Origin of the sequence: Achromobacter insolitus (assembly GCF_002209555.1) — a bacterium.
Taxonomy (GTDB): Bacteria; Pseudomonadota; Gammaproteobacteria; order Burkholderiales; family Burkholderiaceae_B; genus Achromobacter; species Achromobacter insolitus.
Genome location: NZ_NJIF01000003.1, coordinates 541,648 through 559,726, shown reverse-complemented (window position 1 = coordinate 559,726; position 18,079 = coordinate 541,648). Strand labels below are relative to the sequence as shown.

General features: G+C 64.0%; 18 protein-coding genes. 8 read left to right on the top strand and 10 right to left on the bottom strand.

The features are described 5' to 3' along the window. The gene (locus CEY08_RS12760; RefSeq protein ID WP_076813325.1) at positions 1-792 is read left to right on the top strand and encodes a hypothetical protein; all 792 of its coding nucleotides are present in this window, start codon (positions 1-3) and stop codon (positions 790-792) included. Between the two features lie 23 nt (positions 793-815). Here the strand turns inward: CEY08_RS12760 and CEY08_RS12755 are convergent, their stop codons facing one another. Beyond that, positions 816-1,733 carry a helix-turn-helix transcriptional regulator gene (locus tag CEY08_RS12755; protein ID WP_076813327.1) on the bottom strand — a complete coding sequence of 306 codons (918 nt, stop codon included), beginning with the start codon at positions 1,731-1,733 and terminating at the stop codon, positions 816-818. A gap of 312 nt (positions 1,734-2,045) precedes the next feature. On the opposite strand from CEY08_RS12755, the gene CEY08_RS12750 reads away from it, so the two are divergent. Further along, positions 2,046-2,597 carry an OmpA/MotB family protein gene (locus tag CEY08_RS12750; RefSeq protein WP_076813329.1) on the top strand — a complete coding sequence of 184 codons (552 nt, stop codon included), beginning with the start codon at positions 2,046-2,048 and terminating at the stop codon, positions 2,595-2,597. Positions 2,598-2,643: 46 nt separating this feature from the next. On the opposite strand, the gene CEY08_RS12745 is transcribed toward CEY08_RS12750, so the two are convergent. Further along, complete coding sequence (locus CEY08_RS12745) at positions 2,644-3,588, bottom strand: LysR family transcriptional regulator (RefSeq protein ID WP_076813331.1); 945 nt, start codon at positions 3,586-3,588, stop codon at positions 2,644-2,646. A 156-nt stretch (positions 3,589-3,744) separates the two neighbouring features. On the opposite strand from CEY08_RS12745, the gene CEY08_RS12740 reads away from it, so the two are divergent. The 6 genes from CEY08_RS12740 (at position 3,745) to CEY08_RS12715 (ending at position 9,805) form a co-directional block, all read left to right on the top strand. Continuing rightward, a complete protein-coding gene (locus CEY08_RS12740) occupies positions 3,745-4,653 on the top strand; it encodes a dioxygenase family protein (protein ID WP_076813334.1) in 909 nt (302 codons plus the stop codon). 26 nt (positions 4,654-4,679) lie between these two features. Beyond that, complete coding sequence (locus tag CEY08_RS12735; RefSeq protein WP_076813337.1) at positions 4,680-4,982, top strand: YciI family protein; 303 nt, start codon at positions 4,680-4,682, stop codon at positions 4,980-4,982. Positions 4,983-5,052: 70 nt separating this feature from the next. Then, positions 5,053-6,741 carry a GMC family oxidoreductase gene (locus CEY08_RS12730; RefSeq protein WP_076813339.1) on the top strand — a complete coding sequence of 563 codons (1,689 nt, stop codon included), beginning with the start codon at positions 5,053-5,055 and terminating at the stop codon, positions 6,739-6,741. Between the two features lie 56 nt (positions 6,742-6,797). Beyond that, positions 6,798-7,940: an alpha/beta hydrolase family protein gene (locus CEY08_RS12725; protein WP_076813342.1), complete on the top strand. Its 1,143-nt coding sequence runs from the start codon at positions 6,798-6,800 to the stop codon at positions 7,938-7,940. Positions 7,941-7,967: 27 nt separating this feature from the next. Then, complete coding sequence (locus CEY08_RS12720) at positions 7,968-8,927, top strand: Bug family tripartite tricarboxylate transporter substrate binding protein (RefSeq protein WP_076813344.1); 960 nt, start codon at positions 7,968-7,970, stop codon at positions 8,925-8,927. Positions 8,928-8,941: 14 nt separating this feature from the next. Next, positions 8,942-9,805 (top strand): NAD(P)-dependent oxidoreductase, encoded by an 864-nt coding sequence (locus tag CEY08_RS12715; protein WP_076813346.1) that lies wholly within the window; start codon positions 8,942-8,944, stop codon positions 9,803-9,805. 29 nt (positions 9,806-9,834) lie between these two features. Here the strand turns inward: CEY08_RS12715 and CEY08_RS12710 are convergent, their stop codons facing one another. The 8 genes from CEY08_RS12710 to CEY08_RS12675 all read right to left on the bottom strand — a co-directional run bounded on the left by CEY08_RS12710 (position 9,835) and on the right by CEY08_RS12675 (position 18,054). Beyond that, the gene (locus CEY08_RS12710; RefSeq protein WP_232033886.1) at positions 9,835-10,575 is read right to left on the bottom strand and encodes a TetR/AcrR family transcriptional regulator; all 741 of its coding nucleotides are present in this window, start codon (positions 10,573-10,575) and stop codon (positions 9,835-9,837) included. Positions 10,576-10,706: 131 nt separating this feature from the next. Then, entirely contained in the window at positions 10,707-11,486 is a 780-nt protein-coding gene (locus tag CEY08_RS12705; protein WP_076813349.1) for an SDR family oxidoreductase, read from the bottom strand. After that, complete coding sequence (locus CEY08_RS12700) at positions 11,483-13,027, bottom strand: class I adenylate-forming enzyme family protein (protein WP_076813351.1); 1,545 nt, start codon at positions 13,025-13,027, stop codon at positions 11,483-11,485. The genes CEY08_RS12705 and CEY08_RS12700 overlap by 4 nt, the downstream gene beginning before the upstream one ends. Positions 13,028-13,050: 23 nt before the next feature. Beyond that, positions 13,051-13,938 (bottom strand): ABC transporter permease, encoded by an 888-nt coding sequence (locus CEY08_RS12695; RefSeq protein WP_076813353.1) that lies wholly within the window; start codon positions 13,936-13,938, stop codon positions 13,051-13,053. A 1-nt stretch (position 13,939) separates the two neighbouring features. After that, positions 13,940-14,911 carry an ABC transporter permease gene (locus CEY08_RS12690; RefSeq protein WP_076813355.1) on the bottom strand — a complete coding sequence of 324 codons (972 nt, stop codon included), beginning with the start codon at positions 14,909-14,911 and terminating at the stop codon, positions 13,940-13,942. Positions 14,912-14,920: 9 nt separating this feature from the next. Continuing rightward, positions 14,921-16,564 (bottom strand): ABC transporter substrate-binding protein, encoded by a 1,644-nt coding sequence (locus CEY08_RS12685; RefSeq protein ID WP_042793480.1) that lies wholly within the window; start codon positions 16,562-16,564, stop codon positions 14,921-14,923. 33 nt (positions 16,565-16,597) lie between these two features. Then, positions 16,598-17,044 (bottom strand): PaaI family thioesterase, encoded by a 447-nt coding sequence (locus CEY08_RS12680; protein WP_042793481.1) that lies wholly within the window; start codon positions 17,042-17,044, stop codon positions 16,598-16,600. Beyond that, a complete protein-coding gene (locus CEY08_RS12675; protein WP_042793482.1) occupies positions 17,041-18,054 on the bottom strand; it encodes a quinone oxidoreductase family protein in 1,014 nt (337 codons plus the stop codon). The genes CEY08_RS12680 and CEY08_RS12675 overlap by 4 nt, the downstream gene beginning before the upstream one ends. Between the last annotated feature and the right edge of the window lie 25 nt (positions 18,055-18,079).

Here is an 18,079-nt window from a genome sequence, read left to right as displayed (position 1 = left end):
ATGAGAAAAAAAATCATGAGTTGGCTGGCTTGCGGCCTGGTATATGCGGGGCCCGGCACGGCAGCTGAAGGAGGGCAGGGCGACGGAAGACCTGAGGCCACTGTCATGGCGGCTCCGGCGCAAGAGTGGAAGTTATCGATGACGCCTTACTTCTGGGCGGCAGGACTATCCGGAAAGCTCTCTGGAGCACGATCTCCGGTCATCGACGTCCACGCGGATTTTGGCAAACTGTTTGATGATCTCGACTTCGGTGCGATGCTTATTGGCGACGCTCGCAAGGGCCGCTATAGCATTTTTGGCGATCTTATTTATACGAAGATTGGTTCTCAAGGAGATACGCCACACGGCGTCCTGGCTACCAGCGCGGATGTGAAGACGTCGACTTTTGCAGGCTTGCTTGGAATGGGCTACTCCGTCCTGGAGGACTCTCCCCATCAGTTGGACGTGGTCGCCGGCTTGCGCGTCTGGTCAGTGGACATGGACGTTACGCTCAAGGGTTCATTGCTGGACGGCAGGAAGCGCAGCGACGGCGCCACCTGGGTCGATGCCCTGGTGGGTGTGCGGGGAAACTACATTCTGAGCCAGAAGCTCTACCTCACTGGCTGGGGGCTGATAGGCGCCGGGGGGGCGGAAGCGGATTGGGACGTTGGCCTGGGGCTAGGCTACAACCTGACAAAAACCGTCTCGGCGGCCATTGGCTATCGTGCGGTTGGCGTGGATTACAGCAAAGGGGATTTCAAGTTCGACGCGGTACTGCAAGGCCCGATGGCCGGCATCACCATACGCTTTTAAGATCCGGCGCCTTGTCAGTATGGCTATTTCGCGAGCAGTCTTTGACGATATTCGTGCGGGGCCAGGCCGCTTGCCTTCCTGAACGCACGGGAAAAGTTGGCGGGCGATGAATAGCCGAAATCCATCGCAATCTGCGTGATGGAAACGTTGGTGCCGCGCAGGAGCTCTTCGGCCCGCCTCAGGCGAACGACATTGGCCAGCTCGCGAAAGTCCACGCCATTATCGCGGCGTAGTACGCGTTGCAGCGTGCGCACGCTGGTGTCCATGGCCTTTGCCGTGCTTTCTATGGATAAGGTGCCGGCTTGGACTTGGGCTCGGATGTACGAGACTACAACTCCCAGGTAATTGTCCACGCCGGCGGGTTCGGCAAGGGCTCGACCCACATCTTCGATGGTGATTAGCGTGGTCCTGGCTGGTCCGCGGCTCACTCGATTCAGTTTGTCGGCCTCGATGCAGACCGATATCTCCGGCGCATCGAAGACGACCGGACAAAGAAACGTATCGCCGAAAAGTGTATCGCTTTGCGGGCGCGGAACATCCAGTTCGATTCGATGCGGAAAGTAATCCGTGCCCAAGTAGGACTGTAGGATGCTGAGCACCACGGCAATGGTGCCACTGGCAACGTGCGAATATCCCCGCCGTCCTCGCGTGGCGTGGGTATAGCTGATCCTGGCCATTGCGCCTTCTAGCCGAAGTTGCATCCTGTCGCCTGTACCGTGGTAGTTCAGCGACGCCGCCGCCCTCACAAGCGCTTCACCCAGCGTTTCAGCCGCCAGCACATACTTGCCCCAGTGGCCGAAATTCGTCAGTGACAGGATGGGCGCGGCAAGCAGGCCTATGTTTATTTCCTTGGCACGCCTTTCGATTTCCCAAAGGTATTCCGTCACGACGATCTGCGGAATAAAGCACTCCTGCTGCTCGATGACTTCGATATCGAGCATGATGGATTGCTTGGCAAGCTGCAGGATTCTTTCCCCATAAACCTCCCGCACTAGTCCAGACACCCCAGCCAAAACTCTGACCGACTTCACTGGGGGAGCACCTGCGCCGAAATTCCTGCCCATGCGCCCGGATATTGGCGTCATATGAGTGGTGAGGTTCTTCACTTGTGCCTATTGTCCACGTGTAGTTGCGGGAACCTATTGGCGCCTCCGGGCAGGCAGAAATCGGATAAGAGGCGCCCAGGAATAATACCTAAGCTGGCGCCATGCGTGGTGTCGTTCGATCGATTTTGACCCAGGTGGAGAATGGAAATGAGGCTTCACAAAACTACTTTGGCCCTGTGCGCGGTGTTGGCGATTTCCGGTTGTGTAACCAAGAAGGCCTATGACAATGAGGCCCGGATGGCGGCGGAGTATGCGGCTTTGAATCAAAAGCTCTCGGCCGAACTGAGTGGCGATCGTGCGGAGATCACGCAACTGCAGGGCGAGCTGAAGGTGACGATGGTCAATGAAATACTGTTTCCGGAAGGCGGATGGAGGCTTAGTGCAAAGGGCGAGCAGACGCTGGCCAAGATCGCTCCCACGCTCTCCGACCTGCCGGGCAAGCAGGTCGTGGTCCAAGGTTTCACTGACAATGAACCGATCGGGCCGCAACTCAGGGGGCAATTCCCGTCCAATCTGGAGCTGTCTTCGGCCCGCGCGGACAACGTGGCCCATTTCCTGACTGAAAAAGGAGTGCCGCCCAACTCGATTTCCGCGCAAGGGTTTGGCGAAGCTCGACCCGTTGCAAGCAATTCGACGCCAGAGGGCAGGGCCAAGAATCGACGTGTGGAGATTGTCATTACGGCGGCTGGGCGTCCCTGACCCGGTTGGATATGTTCTTTACAACCGCTGTCCCCCCGGTCGTTGGCTAGCCAGATGCGACCGGGAGAACGCCATCGAATGCCGTCCATTTGCGGTGATAGTCCATCCGGTCGAAGTGCGCGACCAGGAAGTCGATGAATGTCCGTACCTTGGCTGACATGTGACGCCGGCTCTGGAAGGCAATGTTGACGCTGAGCTGCGGCAGGTCCCAGTCATCCAATACCGAGACCAGCCGCCCGGCCACCAGGTCTTCGTAGAGTATGTACTTGGGTTGGACGAGGATGCCCAGGCCGCTGAGTGCGGCCGCGCGCAACACCTGGCCGTCGTTCGACTCCAGCAATCCCTGGACCCGAAGGCTGCGCGTCTCGTCGCCGCGGCGGAACTTGAGTTCATTTGGGCAATTGGCGTAGGTATAGAGGAGGAGCGGACGCTGCGCCAGGTCTTCGACGCTTTGCGGCGCGCCGTGGACATTGAGGTAGCCGGGCGAGGCTGCGAGAATGCGGCGCGTGGCCGCCAGGCGCCGGATGGTGGTGTTGGAGTCGCGCTCGAACTCGCGTGTGCGGATCGCGACGTCGATGTTGTTGTCGATCAGGTCATGGTACCGGTTGGAAACCTCGACATACACGCGCACGTTCGGGTAGCGGGCTGTGTACTCCTTCAGCAGGGGGGCGATGTGTTGCATCGAAAAGGATAGAGAGGCCGTGACACGCAGCGTGCCCGTGGGGTTGAGAGCGGTAGCGCTGGCCGCCGCCTCGGCGTCCTTGATATCGGACAGTACGCTTTTGCAACTCTGATAGAAACTCTCGCCGGCCTCCGTCAAGGTGAGGCCGCGCGTGCTGCGCTGCATGAGACGGGCGCCAACCCTGGCCTCCAGCGCCGCCAAATGCCGGCTCGCCGCCGCGTTGGACATATTCAACGCTTCCGCCGCGCGCGACATGCTGCCGAGCTCCGTGGTCTGCACCAGCAATTCCATTTCGGTCCAACGGTCCATTACGTCTCCTGTCGCCGCTCGTATGGCGGCGTTACTCATGCGCGTATAGGGGAAACCCTGGCTTTTCCGCCTCGCGGAAAACGCATTTACGGCAAATTGATTGCGTTAAGTTGATCAAGTGTACAAAATTGATGGCATAACTCAACGGAGACGAGAGTGATCAACCTCGACGAAGACAACATCACTCGGGCAGTCATTGGCATGCACGCTGACGCAGCCCCGCGGCTGCGCGAAATCATGACCAGTCTGGTGCAGCACCTGCACGCCTTTGGGCGCGATGTGGCGCTGACTGAAGCGGAATGGTTCGAAGGCATTCGCTTTCTTACCGAAGTCGGGCATATCACGACCGAAACGCGCCAGGAATTCATCCTGCTGTCGGACACGCTGGGCTTGTCCATGCTGGTGACGGCATTGAACAATCGGAAGCCCAAGGGGTGCACGGAGGCAACTGTATTCGGGCCCTTCCATGTCGAAGACTCCCGACGGGTGGATTTAGGGGGCGACGTGGCCAATGGCGCGCCGGGCGAGCCCTGCCATGTGCGTGGCGTGGTCGTGGGCCTGGACGATCGCCCAGTTTCCAATGCCGAGCTGCAAGTATGGCAGGCGGACGAGGCCGGCTTCTACGACGTGCAGTACGGGGAAGACGCGCCGCAGCGCGCGCGCGCGACGTTGGTGGCCGACGAGCTTGGACGTTTTCACTTCCGGACCATCCGCGCCGAAGCCTATCCGATTCCGCATGACGGGCCGGTCGGCAAGATGCTGCAGGCACTGGGGCGCCATCCTTGGCGGCCGGCACATCTGCATTTCATGATTACCGCGCCTGGCTACGAGCGCCTGATCACGCACGTGTTCCGCAACGGAGATCGCTATCTCGATTCGGACGCCGTGTTTGGCGTGCGTTCTTCGCTTATCGCGGACTGGGTGGAACACCCGCCCGGGTTGGCGCCTGACGGATCGCACTGCGACACGCCGTTCTACACGCTGGATTTCCGTTTTGTGCTGAATCCCGCCTCGGCGGCAACGGCTTCCGACGAGCTTGCGCGCGACGGCTACGTCAACCCCTGAAATTCCTTCAGACAAGGAGAGTTTCTTTGCTATTCGCCTTCCACTTGATCGACCGTCCTGATGCCGGGGACTTGCGTCAACGCATCCGGCCTGAGCACAAGATCTATCTGTCGGCCGTGGCGGACAAGATCGCCTTTGCCGGACCGCTGACTCGGGACGATGGGCACACGATGCTGGGTAGCCTGCTCGTCATTGACTTTGAAAACCGGGCAGCAGCCGAACGCTGGATGGCGGACGAACCCTTTACCAAGGCCGGACTGTATGAGAAGGCGTCAGTCTTGCCGTTCGTCAACCTTTGGCCACAAATGGCGGGCTTTCCTCCGGCCTGAAGATCATGGCAATCAAGCTTATCGTGATGTGGAAGGTGGACGACGCCAGGATTGGTGCGAGGCCGGAACAATGAGCGCGGGCAAGGAGTACGACTTTCTGATCGTCGGGGGAGGCACGGCCGGTTCGGTGTTGGCGGCTCGCCTGTCGGAGAACCCCGCGCACCGGGTCCTGTTGGTGGAAGCGGGGGCCGATGTCACGCCGGGGCGGGTGCCGGCGGATATCCGGGACCCCTTTCCAACGGCCACGCTCAATCCGGACTACTTTTGGGGCGGCCTGACAGCACGAGGCGTGGACAGCGGCATGGCCGCGCCTTATCCGCAGGCCCGAGTACTGGGAGGCGGGTCAAGCATCAACGGTTTGTTCGCGCTACGCGGTGTGCCTTCGGACTATGAGGGTTGGGCGCGCGCGGGAGCCGGGGATCTTTCCTGGGATGCGGTATTGCCGTATTTCCGCCGGATCGAAAACGATCGTGACCGCCCGGGTCGGCAAACAGGGGCCCATACCATCGAACGCACGCCACAGGCGCTGTGGCCCCCGTTCGCGCGCGCCATGGGGCGGGTCGCGCAGGATGACGGACTTCCGTTCGTGCACGATATCAACGAGCAGCCGCACGATGGTTTTTTTGCCATGCCGAACGCGATAGACGGGGAACAAAGGGTCGGCGCCGCAAGCTGCTATCTGTCCCAGTCGGTCCGCGCCCGGCCAAACCTGGAGATCATGGCGGACACGCAAGTGGCGCGACTTCGCCTGACAAACGGCCGGGTGAGCGGCGTGGAAGCGCTGCGCGGCGGTCGGCCTGTAGCGTTGCAGGCGCATAAGGTGATTGTGTCGGCCGGAGGGATATACTCGCCCGCCATCCTCTTGCGTTCCGGCATCGGTCCGGCGGCAGATCTGGAAAGCCTGGGCATCCCCGTTGCGCTGGACCGCCCGGGTGTAGGGCGCAATCTGCAGAACCACCCGTATATGTTCTTCGCGCTGAGCCTGCCGCGGGGCAAGCGCGTGGCGCAGAACTGCAGGCGCTTCGCGATCGCGGGGCTGCGCTCGTCCTCGGGCTTGCCTGGCACGGACGGGGGGGATCTCTTTAACTTCGTGATAGGCCGCGTCAGCGGCGAGTCATTCGGGCCGAGTTTCGCTTTAGTGGGCAGTGCGCTTTATGGCCCCCGGTCGCGTGGTTTCGTGCGGCTCAGTAGCGGCGATCCGCAAGTACAGCCGGAGGTGAACTTCCGTTTCCTGTCCGATCCCACGGATCCGCCCCGCCTGGTGCTGGCGGCACGCCGGGCGGAACGGCTACTGCGCGCGCCGGAAGTCGCTGCGCATTATCACGAGGCGTTCCTGCTGCCGGGAGCCCTGGCGGTGAAACAGTTCAATCGTCCGGGACTTGCCGGCAAAGCGTTGTCGATTGCCGCGCAAGCGGCCGCCAGTGCGCCGGGACGGATCCGGCGCGCGATTTTCAAAAGGGCGTTTGGTAGCGGCGCGCCGGTAGCGTACGCCGGCGGCGGGCGGGACATTACGGAAGGCGAAATCCTGTCGTCAATCTCGCCGATGGGACATCCGGTCGGTACCTGCGCCATGGGTGGCGAGACGGATGCGATGTCGGTCGTGGATCCGGGTTTCCGAGTGCACGGCGTTCGCAATCTGTACGTGGTCGATGCGTCGGTCATGCCACGCATCCCCAGTGCCAACACCAATCTACCCACGCTGATGCTGGCCGAGATGGCCGCCGAGCGCATAGGAATGCTGGAACCGCCGCATGCGTGATCCCGTCAGGCAGCCCGTGCCCATCCCTCCCGCTATTCATACACAAGGACTTTCAGATGCTTGAATACTTCAAGGTTTACTCATGGAATCTTGCGCTGTCGATGGCGCTTGACGCTGGCGCCAACATGGACGAAGTCGATCGCGCCTGTCGCGCGTTACGGCATGTCGACGATGACCAGAAGCACGCCAACGATTTCTTCCAGGCTTGGGCCGACGGCGGGGCCAGGCTGGCGCGTGCGGCAGAGAAAGATGAACGAGCCGGGAATCTGCTGTCGGCGGGTGAAAAATACCGGCGGGCCTGCGTCATGTACATCACGGGCGAGCGCATCCCTGCGCACGATTACCCGCCGCGCCTGGCGGCATACGACGAGCTTCTGCGGACCTTCGGTAAATACGTCGAGTGCACGGGGGTGACTTGCGTAAGGGTGGAGATCCCGTTTGAGGGCTCGTTCTTGCCTGCGTTGATGGTGTCCGCGGGGAGTAACGAGTCGCCCGCGCCGTGCATCGTGCACTTCAATGGCCTAGATGGCGTGAAGGAGTATCTGTATCTATGCGGCTTGCCTGCCATGCTGGCGCAGCGCGGCGTGTCCATCCTGCTGGTCGATAACCCCGGCGTGGGCGAAGCGCTGCGCAAGAACAATCTGTACAACGGGCCGGAGGCCGAGCTACCCGCTGGCGCCTGCGTCGACTATCTGGAGTCCCGCCCGGACGTGGACAAGGAGCGCATCGGCATGATGGCGCTGAGCCTGGGCGGCTACCACGCGCCACGCGCGGCCGCTTTCGAGCCGCGCTTTTCGTGCTGCGTGGCCTGGGGCGCCAACTATGACTGGGGCAAGCGCTTTCGCGCCCGCATCGAGGGCAGCTATTCGGCGCAGAAATCGGTTCCGCACTACTTCGACCACGTGAAGTGGGTATTGGGGCAGCAGAGCATCGAGGACTGCCTGACTATCACCGACCGCTACACCCTGGAAGGCGTGCTGGAGCGTGTTCGCGTGCCGGTCTACATCACCCATGGTGCCGACGACCGACAGATTCCCGTGGCAGATGCCATCCGGACCTTTGATGAGTGCGTGAACGCACCCGAGCGGGAGCTGCGCATTTTTTCGGCTGAAGAGGGCGGCGAGCAGCATTGCAGCATCGGCAACATGAGTTTGGCGACCAACGCCATGGCCGACTGGATTGCCGGCGTCCTGAAGTAAGTTTGTGATCAAGAGAGGAGACATACCATGTTGAAGACTATTTCCCGACTGCTTGCGCCGCTGGCGCTGGCCGCCGCGGTCCTGCCCCTGGCGGCGATTGCCGAGCCCAGTCTGACCCGCATCATCGTGCCTGTGGGCGCAGGCAACCCTTTCGACTCTTCGGCGCGTGCACTGGCGGAGGGGCTGGCCAAGATCAGCGGCAAGAGCGTGATCGTCGAGAACAAGGCAGGAGCGGGAGGGCGTATCGCCACGACCGAAGTTGCCCGCGCCGCACCCGATGGCGCAACCTTGTTGTTCACCACCGCTGGCCATGCTACCAACGCCGGGCTGTATAAGAACCTGCCGTACGACGCCGTCAAGGACTTCACGCCCATCACCATCGTGAGCCGGTCGTCCGGCTTCGTCCTGCTCGTGCAGGCCGACTCGCCCTATAAGACGGTCCAGGACCTGATCGCAGCGGCCAAGGCGCGTCCCAACCAGATCAGCTATGGGTCATTCGGCATCGGCAATACCACCCACGTGATCGGGGCCTTGTTTGCCCGCGCGGCCGATCTGAAGCTCTTGCACGTGCCGTACAAATCGCCGGTGTCCGACTTCCTGGGCGGACACGTGAACATGGTGTTCATGGGGGCATCGACGGCGTTGCCGCTGATCAAGGACGGACGCGTGCGGGCGCTGGCGATATCGTCGGAGGCGTCCGATCCGAACTTTCCTGGCGTGCCCACTTTCCGTGAGTTGGGCTATGAGGACGTAGACGTGCCCGCCTGGTCTGGTGTACTGGCACCACGGGGCATGCCGGCCGAGCAAGCCCAAGCCCTATTCAAGCAGATCGCGGAAGCGGCAAGGCAACCTGTATTCCAGGACTATCTGAAACTCAGCCAGGCCCAATTGGTATTGATGACCCCCGAGCAGTTCGCGAAGGCATTGGAAGCCGATGTTGCACGCTTCCGCAAAGTGCTGCCCGAGCTGGGCATCGAGGCTGAGTGAGGGAGAGTCAGACCATGAGGATACATTTGATCGGGGCCGGAAAAATGGGTCTGCCCATGGGCAGGCATCTGTTGGCCGCGGGCCATGCGGTGAGTGCCGAAGACCTGGACGCGACGCGTCTGCAGGCCGCCGTCGCGTCGGGCATGAAGGCGGCGCAAGGTGCCACCGGGATGGCGGAGGCGGAGGTGTTGCTGTCCTCGCTGCCTCATGACGGCGCGTTGTGGCAGGTTGCCGGGGAAGTGGCGCGGCACGCGCGGCCGGGGACGCTCTACGTCGACACAAGCACTGTCTCGCCGGAGATGTCCGCCCGCGTGGCTGAACTGCTGCAGGGCAGCCGGATCGTCTACTTGCGGGGTACCGTGTCTGGAAACAACGTCATGGCTGAAGCGGCAAATTTGACATTGCTGGTGTCTGGCCCGAGGGATGCCTACGAACGCTTGCTACCGCTGTTCAAGCTGTTCGGACCCAGCCAATATTGGCTGGGCGAGGGCGAAGAGGCGCGCCTCATGAAGCTGGTCGTCAACCTGATGATTGCGCAGACCAGCGCCATGCTGGCGGAGTCTCTCGCGCTTGGCGCCAAGGGCGGTCTGCGTTGGGAAGACATGTGGGAAGTGCTGACTCACAGCGCGGTAGCGTCGCCGATCGTCAAAGCGAAGTCCGCGCAATTGGTGTTGCGGGACTATACGCCCACATTCACCGTGTCCCAGATGGTCAAGGATGTGAAACTGATTCTGGCTGAGGCCGAGCGCTTGCAGGTCGCGTTGCCGCAGACTGCGTTGACCCTGCAGTCGCTGCACGCCGCGGCGGCGCATGGCGACGCCGACGCAGACTACGCGGCCATCATCCGTTGCGCGGAGCGGGCCGCTGGCTTGGCATAGGCGGCTGCCGGCATGGCCCAGAGGGCCGGTCAGGGGGAAGGCGGCAACAACGCCCGGAAACCCGCGCTGAAGAAAGGCAGCATTCTTTGGAAAGCGGCCTCGACGTCGCTGGCCTTGATCAGGCCGGAAGACAGGTTTTCCACGCGTCCCGGCTCCGCGACGATTGAAACCATGGCGCCCACCATGAGACTGAACGCGTAGTAGAGATCTACCTGCGGCATGCTGGGAAAGGTTCGCTCGAGTTCGTTCAAGTACTGGCGTGCGACCGGATCGTAGTGCTGGTCGATGACCTTTGCAAACTCGGGAGAGTTCGCATGGCGGGCGATGAACAGGGAGTAGTTTTTCCAGCCTCTGCCGCCCGCCGCGCTGCGTTCGACGAAGGGCCATACGTATCCCGTCACTATGTCTTCCACCGGTACCGGCTTGCCCTTGGCCTTGGCGCGCGCCTGATCCAGGGCAAGAATGCGCTCGTGCGCCATATAGGCCGCGCGTCGCTTGATGACGGTGCTGAAAAGCACGTCCTTGGTGCCGAAATGGTAGGTCACCAGCGCGATGCCGCAGCCCATGGCAACGGCCACATCCCGCATGGATGTTCCGTGAAAACCATGGGCGGCGAACAGCTCCTCCGCGGCGTCCAACATGCGCTCGCGGGTCTCATCGCCATCCCGCCGCGCGTTTACCCGGGCAACGCCGGGTTGGCGCGCCGGGGTGGTCTTCTTGCGAGAGGATGTGCGTGGTGCAGGATTCGCCGTCATTGCGGGGCGGAACACCAAAAAGCCTGGTGCATATTCAACGCCAGTATTTTGTTATTCAAATGTCTCCGGGAGAGTCTACTGGACTATGCACTAAAAATCTCGCATGGGCGACAAGCCCGAGCAACGCGGCGGCGTGTGCCGCAACCCTACAACCGCTGTCCCCCCGTCGCGTCTATGCTCTGACCGGTAATCCAACGGCCCTCATTCGACGCCAGAAAGGCCACGATATCCGCGATATCGTCTGGCTGCCCCACGCGGCCCAGCGCGATGGTCTTTGCGATCAGTTTGCTCTGCTCAGGGTCGCGGGCGCGCGCGTTGAGGTCGGTGGCGGTGGCGCCGGGCAGGACGGCGTTGATGGTGATGCCGCGCTCGCCCAGTTCGCCCGCCAGCAGGAGGGTGAGCGCTTCCAGGCCTGCCTTGGCTGGCGCGTAGACGCTCATTTCGGGGTAGGCGGCACGTGTGCCCATGGACGAGATGTTCACGATACGGCCGTGGTCGCGCAGGAAGGGCAGGGTCTGCTGTATGAGGAAGAAGGGAGTCTTCAGATTCACTTGCAGCACCCGGTCGAACGCTTCCGGCGTGACCTCGGCCAGGCGGGCGCGCAGGCCCACGCCCGCGTTGTTGACCAGGATGTCCAGGCCGTCGTCATCGTAGCGTTCCTTGAGCGCGGCGCGCAGATCGCGGGCCAGTGTGGCGGCGGCATCGGGCTGCGCCAGGTCGGCCTGCAAGCTCCAGGCCTCGCCGCCGGCGTCCCGGATCTGGCGCACAACGTCCTCGGCCGCATCGCTGGCGGCGTTGTAATGCACCGCGACACGCGCGCCGCGCCGCCCCAGGGTGAACGCGATGGCGCGGCCGATGCCGCGGCTGGCGCCGGTGACCAATGCGGTCTTGCCGGCCAGGCTGTCGAGGGAAGGGTTGTTGCTCATGCGGTTTCCGTTTCGGGTTGGGTCCATGCTTGCTGCGCCTCGAGCTGGCGCGCCGCGATCAGCAGCGCGTTGCGGTCGACCTTGTTGGTGCCGGCCCATGGCAGTTCGTCCACGAAGCGGATACGCCGGGGGTGCTGGTAGGCCGGGCCGTGCGCCAGCGCATGGCGCTTCAATGCGTCGGCGTGCAGTTGGCTGCCGTCGCGACGCACGACGAAGGCGACAGGAATGTGGCCGCGCTCCTCGTCCGGCAGCGGCACCACGCAGCTCTGGCGCACGTCGGGATGGGATTCCAGCAGCTTTTCGACCTCCACGGGATAGATGTTCTCCCCGGAGCACACGAACATGTCGTCGGCGCGGCCCACGAAGTAATAGAAGCCGTCTGCATCGCGCCGCAGCACGTCGCCGCTGTTGTACCAGCCGTCCTTGAGCACCTGGGCGCTCTTTTCGGGCAGGTTGTGATAGCCGCTGAGTACGGCGGGGTTTTTTATGAGGAGCACGCCCTGGTCCGGGCTGGGGCCGTCCGCCAGGCGCACTTGCGCGGGGTCCAGCGGATAGCCCAGCGACAGCGCCGGTGTGGGCAGGCCGTCGGGATGCGGCCCGAACACCGCGGGGCCGGCCTCGGTGGTGCCGTAGCCATGTGTCACGCGTACGCCGGGCAGGGCACGCTGGATCCGCTCGAGCAGTGCCACGGTCATGGGGGCGGAACCCAGCATTACGCGGGTGAGCGCCGACAAGTCGCGCCCTTGCAGCAGCACCGGGTCTTTCACCAGCCGCGCGAACATCGTGGGTACCGCGGTGAGGACGGAGATGCGGTAGCGCTCGAGCGCGTCGGCGTAGGCGGCGGCATCGAAGGCAGGCTGGACCACGAGCAGGCTGTTGCTGGCGAAGGCGCGCTTGGCCATGAACAGGCCGTTCATGTGAAAGAGCGGCTGCGCCAGCAGATAGCGTTCCTGGGTGTCGGCGCGCGCGACCACGGCGGCCGAGGTGGCGGCCAGCGCCCATAGCTGGCCACGGTGTGTCAGGGGCACGCCCTTGGGCTTGCCGGTCGAGCCGGACGTGTACAGCATCTGGGCGATATCGTCGGCTTGCGGGGTGACGAAGCCGAAGTCCGTGGGGGCAATCTGCGCGGCATAGCCTTGCGGACCGGTATCGTCGAAGTCCAGCACCGGCACCTTGGCTTCGAAGGCGGCGCGGCGTGGGCCATCCACGAATGCGAGCGCGATGTCTGCATCGCGCAACACGTAGTCGATGTTCTCTTGCGACTGCTTGATGTTCACGGGCACGGCCATGTATCCCGCCCGCATGATGCCAAAGTAGGCGATCAGGTACTCGGCGCGGTTGAGCGAGGCGATGGCGATGCGGGTGCCCTGCGGCAGGCCGCGAGCGGACAGCCAGGCGGCGACGCCGCCGGCCAGGTGGCGGACTTGCTCGTGGGTGTAGCGCTGGGGGGCGTCGGGCTGGCGGAGGTCGATGATGGCGGGCAGGTCGCCGGGCAGCGCCGGATCGGCCAGATGGCCCAGGTTGAGCAGGGAGTGCGTCATGGTAATTTCCGAAAAAGGGCAGATCAGCGCTTTTGCAGCTTGGGATTGAGCGCATCGTTCAGGCCGTCGCCGACCAGGTTCAACGACAGCACGGCAAGCATGATGGCCACGCCGGGCACGGCGCAGATGTACCAGGAGGACCGGATCAGGCTGCGGCCTTCGCCGACCAGCCGACCCCAGCTGGCGATGTTGGGATCACCCAGGCCCAGAAAGGACACGACCGATTCGTACAGGATGGCGCCGGCCACCACGAGCGAGGACATCACGATGACGGGCGGCAGGGCGTTGGGCAGGATCTCGGCCGCGACGATGCGCACAGGGCTCATCCCGAGCGCGCGGCAGGCCTGCACGAATTCCCGCTCCTTGAAGGACAGGAACTCGGCACGCGTCAGGCGCGCGATCGGCGGCCAGGACACCAAGCCCACCGCCAGCGTGATGTGTTCGATGCGGGGGCCCAGGATGGACACGACCGTCAGCACGAACACAACGTTCGGGATGATCTGGAACAACTCGGCCACGCGCATCAGCCCTTCGTCCACCCAGCCGCCAGCCCAGGCTGCGGCGGCGCCCACGCTGACTCCGATCAGCGTGGCGGTGGCCGCGGCCACCAGGCCGATCAGCAATGTTGCGCGCGCGCCGTGCGCGATCATGGCGGCGATGTCGCGCCCCATGGAATCGGTGCCCAGCGGATAACGCCAGGATTCGAAAGGCCAGATTTCCGGCGCGCCGACGATGCGCAGCGGATCGGCGGGATACAGCCAACCGGCGCCTGCCGCCAGGAAAGCCACTAGCGCAAGCAGCACCGCGCCGGCGACGGCGCCACGGTTGCGGGCAAAGCGCGCGGCGAACGAGGCGTGGCGAGAGGAGGGCGCCGCAGGCGGGGCGGGAGCAAGAACGGGGGAGGTGGACATGTCAGGCAGCCTTGATGCGCGGGTCCAGCCGCGTGTAGAGCAGGTCGACGGCGATGTTGGCGATGATCACCACGAAGGAGCTGAGCACCAGGATGCCCAGGACGACGGGATAGTTGCGGCTCATGACGCTGTCGAACAGTACGGCGCCGATGCCGGGCCAGCTGAACACCGCTTCGACGACGATGCTGCCGCCCAGCACCGCGCCCAGTTGCAGCCCCAGCAGCGTCACGATGGGAAGGAAGGCGTTGCGCAGCACGTGACGCAGCACCACGGCGCGGCGCGTCAGGCCTTTTGCATAGGCGGTGCGGACGAAGTCCATGCGGCTGACTTCCAGCATCGATGCGCGCATGACGCGAGCGTAGGCAGCGGAGTAGAACAATCCCAGCGCCAGCGCCGGAAGCGCCAGGTGGTGCAGCACGTCGAGCGTCTGGCGCCACGCGCCGCCCGCCAGCCCGATGGTGACCATGCCGCCCACCGGGAACCAGCCGAGCTTTACCGAGAACAGCACGATCAACATGATGCCCAGCCAGAAACTCGGCGCGGCAAAGCACAACACCGCGAAGACGGATACCGCGCTATCCCACCACGTGTTGACCTTGACGGCCGACACGATGCCGGCGGCCATGCCGACGAGGACGGCAATGGCCAGGCTGGCGCACATGAGCAACAGCGTGGCCGGCAGATGCGCCAGGATCACGTCCAGCACCGGCAGATTGTGGCGGTAGGAATAGCCCAGGTCGCCGCGCGCCACCGAGCCGATGTACTTCAGCAGCTGCACGGCGGGCGGCTGGTCCATGCCATAGGTCACGCGCAGGCGCTCGATGAGCGCCGGATCGGTGACTTGCTGCTCGGCCGTCATTACGTCCAGGAAGGTGCCAGGCACGGATTGGATAAGCGCGAAGTTCAGCACCACCACGCCCAGCAGCAGCGGGAGAGCCTGGGCGAGCCGGCGCAGGATCAGTCGGATCGGCATGCGCGCGCCTCAGCCCTGCAGCCAGACGTCGGCCAGGGTCTCGCCCTGGACGTTCGCGCCGGTGGTGAAGTTGCGCACATTCTTGCCGGCCAGAGTGAAGGATTGAATCTCCACCAGCGGAACGTGAGGCACGTCGGTGGATGCCAGCCGCGCGAACTGATGCGCCAGCGCGCGGCGGGCGTCCGGGGCGGTCTCCTGGGTCAGCTTGGCAACCAGGGCATCCATCTCGGGGTTGGAATAACCGGTCGCATTGCGGAAGGCGGCGCCCTTGACGATGCCGTCCGTGGTGTAGAACTGGGTGACGGTGGGCACCAGTTCCAAGGGCGAGGTGAAGTTGGAGACCGCGATGTCGTAGTCATAGTCGCCGTAGATGCGCTTGAGCGCCGTGGCGCGGTCCACGGAATCCAGCTTGACCTCGATGCCCACGTCCTGGAGCGCCTGCTTCAGGTATTGCCCGAGCTTGGCGTTTTCTTCGAACCAGGCGGCGGCCACCAGGTTTACGGTGAAACGCTTGCCGTCCTTTACGGGCAGGCCGGCAGCGTCCAGCAGTGCCGCGGCCTTCTTGGGATCGAAGGGATAACGGGGAACGTCCTCGGTGTAGAACAGCGGGTTGCTGCTGAACACCGGCGCGATGGCGGGTTTGCCGCGGCCGTAGTAGATGGTGTCGACGATGAACTGGCGGTCGATGGCATGCAGGATCGCCTGGCGCACCTCACGGCGGTTGACGATATCGCGGCGCTGGTTGAACTCGGCGGTTACCGTCCAGGCCGAATTCTGGTAGCCGCGCGTGTCGACCACCACCTTGCCGGTCTTGAGCAGGCGATCGATGTCGCGGGCCGGGACGGGGTTGGAGTAGGCCAGGCCCAGCTCGCCCGTTTCAAGGGCGGCGCCGCGCGTGGCGGGGTCGCTCCACCAGCGGATGATGAGACGGTCCAGGTTGGGCTGGCCCGCGTTCCAGTAGCTGTCGTTACGCAGGTATTCGACGTGGCTGCCGCGCACCCACTTGCCGTACTTCCAGGGACCGGTCCCGACCGGCGTATTGTTCAGCGGATTGGTGATGATGTCCCGTCCGTCGTACAAGTGCTTCGGCACCAGCAGCTGGAACTGGCCCGCCAGCGTGGACTTCAGGAAGAAGTCCGGCACGGGCGCATCAAAGCTCAGCACCACGGTCAGCGGGTCGGTCGCGGTGGCGCCGGTCAGCGACTTGAGCGCGATCCCCGCGGAGATCGGCTTCCAGTGCTGCAGCACGTTGTAGACGACGTCGGCTGACGTGAATGGCGCGCCGTCGTGCCAGGTGACCCCGTCGCGCAGCTTGATGGTGTAGCTGCGGAAGTCCGGGGCGGGGGTGACGGACAGGGCGAGCGCGGGCTGGAACTTCAGGTCGGCGTCCAGCTTGAGCAGGCGCTCGAGGATCTTGGTGGCCGTCTGGAAAGGACTGGACCCTCCACCGCCCGGCACGAACAGGGCTTGGGGTTCCAGGCCGCCCCAGCTGGCGACCAGCGTGCCGCCCTTGCGGGCGGGACCTGCGTCCGCGCCGGGCTGGGCGGTGGCGGCAAGCAGCGCCTGGGGCGCGAAACCCAGGCCGGCGGCCAGGCCGCCGGCGGCGCTGCGGGTGAGGAAGGCGCGCCGTCCGGGGCGCTGCGCAGTCGTCATGATGTATGTCCTTTAAGTCCTATGGAAGCCGGCTCAGCCCTGGCTGAGCGTGGCGTAGGTGGCGCGTCCGATGGCTACCAGCGCGCCCTGGTCGTTGTAGAGATCGACGTCCGCCACCCCAACGCTGCGGCCGTTGCGCCGAACCCGGGCCACGGCGGTCAGCGAGGTGTTCACGGCAGGGCGCAGATAGTCGACGCGGAAGTTGATGGTGGGCAGGCCGCGGCCCAGCAACATGCCTACGGCGAAGTCGCCCACGGTATCGATTACGGCGGCGAGCGGTCCGCCATGCCATTGGCCGCTGGCCGCGCCGCGTTCGAACTCCGGGCGCATGGGAGCCAGCACGGTCAGTTCGCCCTGTTCGTGCTTGACGTCACGCACGGACAGGCCGAGCCAGGCGATGAAAGGCGAGCCGTCGAACTTCGCCTGGATGGCGGCGGCATCGAGCGTGCCGGGGGGCAAGGTGTTGGGATTGGCGCTCATGCCGTCACCAGCACTTTGCCGACGATCTTGCGGTCCTCCAGCGAGGCCAGCGCTTGCGCGCCCTGTTCCAACGGCCATTTGCGGTCCACATGGACATGCAACCGTCCGTCGCGCACCAAGGCCAGCAGTTCGTGCAGGTCTTCGCGCTCCCAGCCGTTGGAGCCGCGGATCTGCAGCTCGAAGGTCCAGATGTAGCGCAGGTCTTCCTTGGGATCGAATCCCGCCGTGGCGCCGCAAGTCAGCAGGCGTCCGCCCAGACGCAGGCAGCGCAGCGATTTGACCCAGGTGTCGCCGCCAGTGAAGTTCACCACCACGTCCACGCCGCCGGGTTTGCCGCTGCGGCGGCGTGATGGCTTGCCGAAGCGTTCCTGCACGGCCTTGAGGAAGTCTTCCTCCGTGTAGAGAATGATGTGATCTGCGCCCAGGGCGCGCAGCGCCTCGGCCTTTTCGGGGCTGCCGGCGCAGGCGATGACTTCCGCTCCCGCGAGCTTGGCAAGTTGCACCGCGCACACACCGACGCCGCCGCTTGCGCCGAGGATCAGGACTTTCTCGCCGGGCTGTACCTGGCCGATCCGGTTCATCATGCGCAGGGCGGTGCCGTAGGCCACGGGCAGCGCGGCCGCCTGGTCGAAGCTCACTTCGTCGGGCAGGCGCAGCAGCTGGTGTGCCGGCACGCGGCACAGTTCGGCCAGGCCGCCGTGGATGGTCTCGCCCACCAGTCCGCCGTCGACGCGATCTATCGGGTCGACGAGGACACGATCACCCGGCTTCCAGTCGCGCACGTTGGCGCCCGTCTGTTCCACGATTCCCGCCACGTCCAGGCCGATGATTACGGGAAAGGGCAGCTTGATGCCGGGCATGCCGCGGCGCGTAAACACGTCGTGATAGTTCAATGAGGAGGCCTGGACGCGGATGACTACGTCATCGGGACCGGCGACGGGATCGGGGAATTCGGTTTCCAGGCGCAGCTTGTCGGTGCCGCCGTGTTCACGCAAAACAATGGCTTTCATGGGTGTATTGAGGTTGGGGTAGAGA

What these genes read in the sequence shown, in the direction of transcription:
- CEY08_RS12760 (WP_076813325.1), top strand. Translation starts at nt 1, where the DNA reads ATGAGAAAAAAAATCATGAGTTGGCTGGCTTGCGGCCTGGTATATGCG.
- CEY08_RS12755 (WP_076813327.1), bottom strand. Translation starts at nt 1,733, where the DNA reads ATGCTCGATATCGAAGTCATCGAGCAGCAGGAGTGCTTTATTCCGCAG.
- CEY08_RS12750 (WP_076813329.1), top strand. Translation starts at nt 2,046, where the DNA reads ATGAGGCTTCACAAAACTACTTTGGCCCTGTGCGCGGTGTTGGCGATT.
- CEY08_RS12745 (WP_076813331.1), bottom strand. Translation starts at nt 3,588, where the DNA reads ATGGACCGTTGGACCGAAATGGAATTGCTGGTGCAGACCACGGAGCTC.
- CEY08_RS12730 (WP_076813339.1), top strand. Translation starts at nt 5,053, where the DNA reads ATGAGCGCGGGCAAGGAGTACGACTTTCTGATCGTCGGGGGAGGCACG.
- CEY08_RS12725 (WP_076813342.1), top strand. Translation starts at nt 6,798, where the DNA reads ATGCTTGAATACTTCAAGGTTTACTCATGGAATCTTGCGCTGTCGATG.
- CEY08_RS12720 (WP_076813344.1), top strand. Translation starts at nt 7,968, where the DNA reads ATGTTGAAGACTATTTCCCGACTGCTTGCGCCGCTGGCGCTGGCCGCC.
- CEY08_RS12715 (WP_076813346.1), top strand. Translation starts at nt 8,942, where the DNA reads ATGAGGATACATTTGATCGGGGCCGGAAAAATGGGTCTGCCCATGGGC.
- CEY08_RS12705 (WP_076813349.1), bottom strand. Translation starts at nt 11,486, where the DNA reads ATGAGCAACAACCCTTCCCTCGACAGCCTGGCCGGCAAGACCGCATTG.
- CEY08_RS12700 (WP_076813351.1), bottom strand. Translation starts at nt 13,027, where the DNA reads ATGACGCACTCCCTGCTCAACCTGGGCCATCTGGCCGATCCGGCGCTG.
- CEY08_RS12695 (WP_076813353.1), bottom strand. Translation starts at nt 13,938, where the DNA reads ATGTCCACCTCCCCCGTTCTTGCTCCCGCCCCGCCTGCGGCGCCCTCC.
- CEY08_RS12690 (WP_076813355.1), bottom strand. Translation starts at nt 14,911, where the DNA reads ATGCCGATCCGACTGATCCTGCGCCGGCTCGCCCAGGCTCTCCCGCTG.
- CEY08_RS12685 (WP_042793480.1), bottom strand. Translation starts at nt 16,564, where the DNA reads ATGACGACTGCGCAGCGCCCCGGACGGCGCGCCTTCCTCACCCGCAGC.
- CEY08_RS12680 (WP_042793481.1), bottom strand. Translation starts at nt 17,044, where the DNA reads ATGAGCGCCAATCCCAACACCTTGCCCCCCGGCACGCTCGATGCCGCC.
- CEY08_RS12675 (WP_042793482.1), bottom strand. Translation starts at nt 18,054, where the DNA reads ATGAAAGCCATTGTTTTGCGTGAACACGGCGGCACCGACAAGCTGCGC.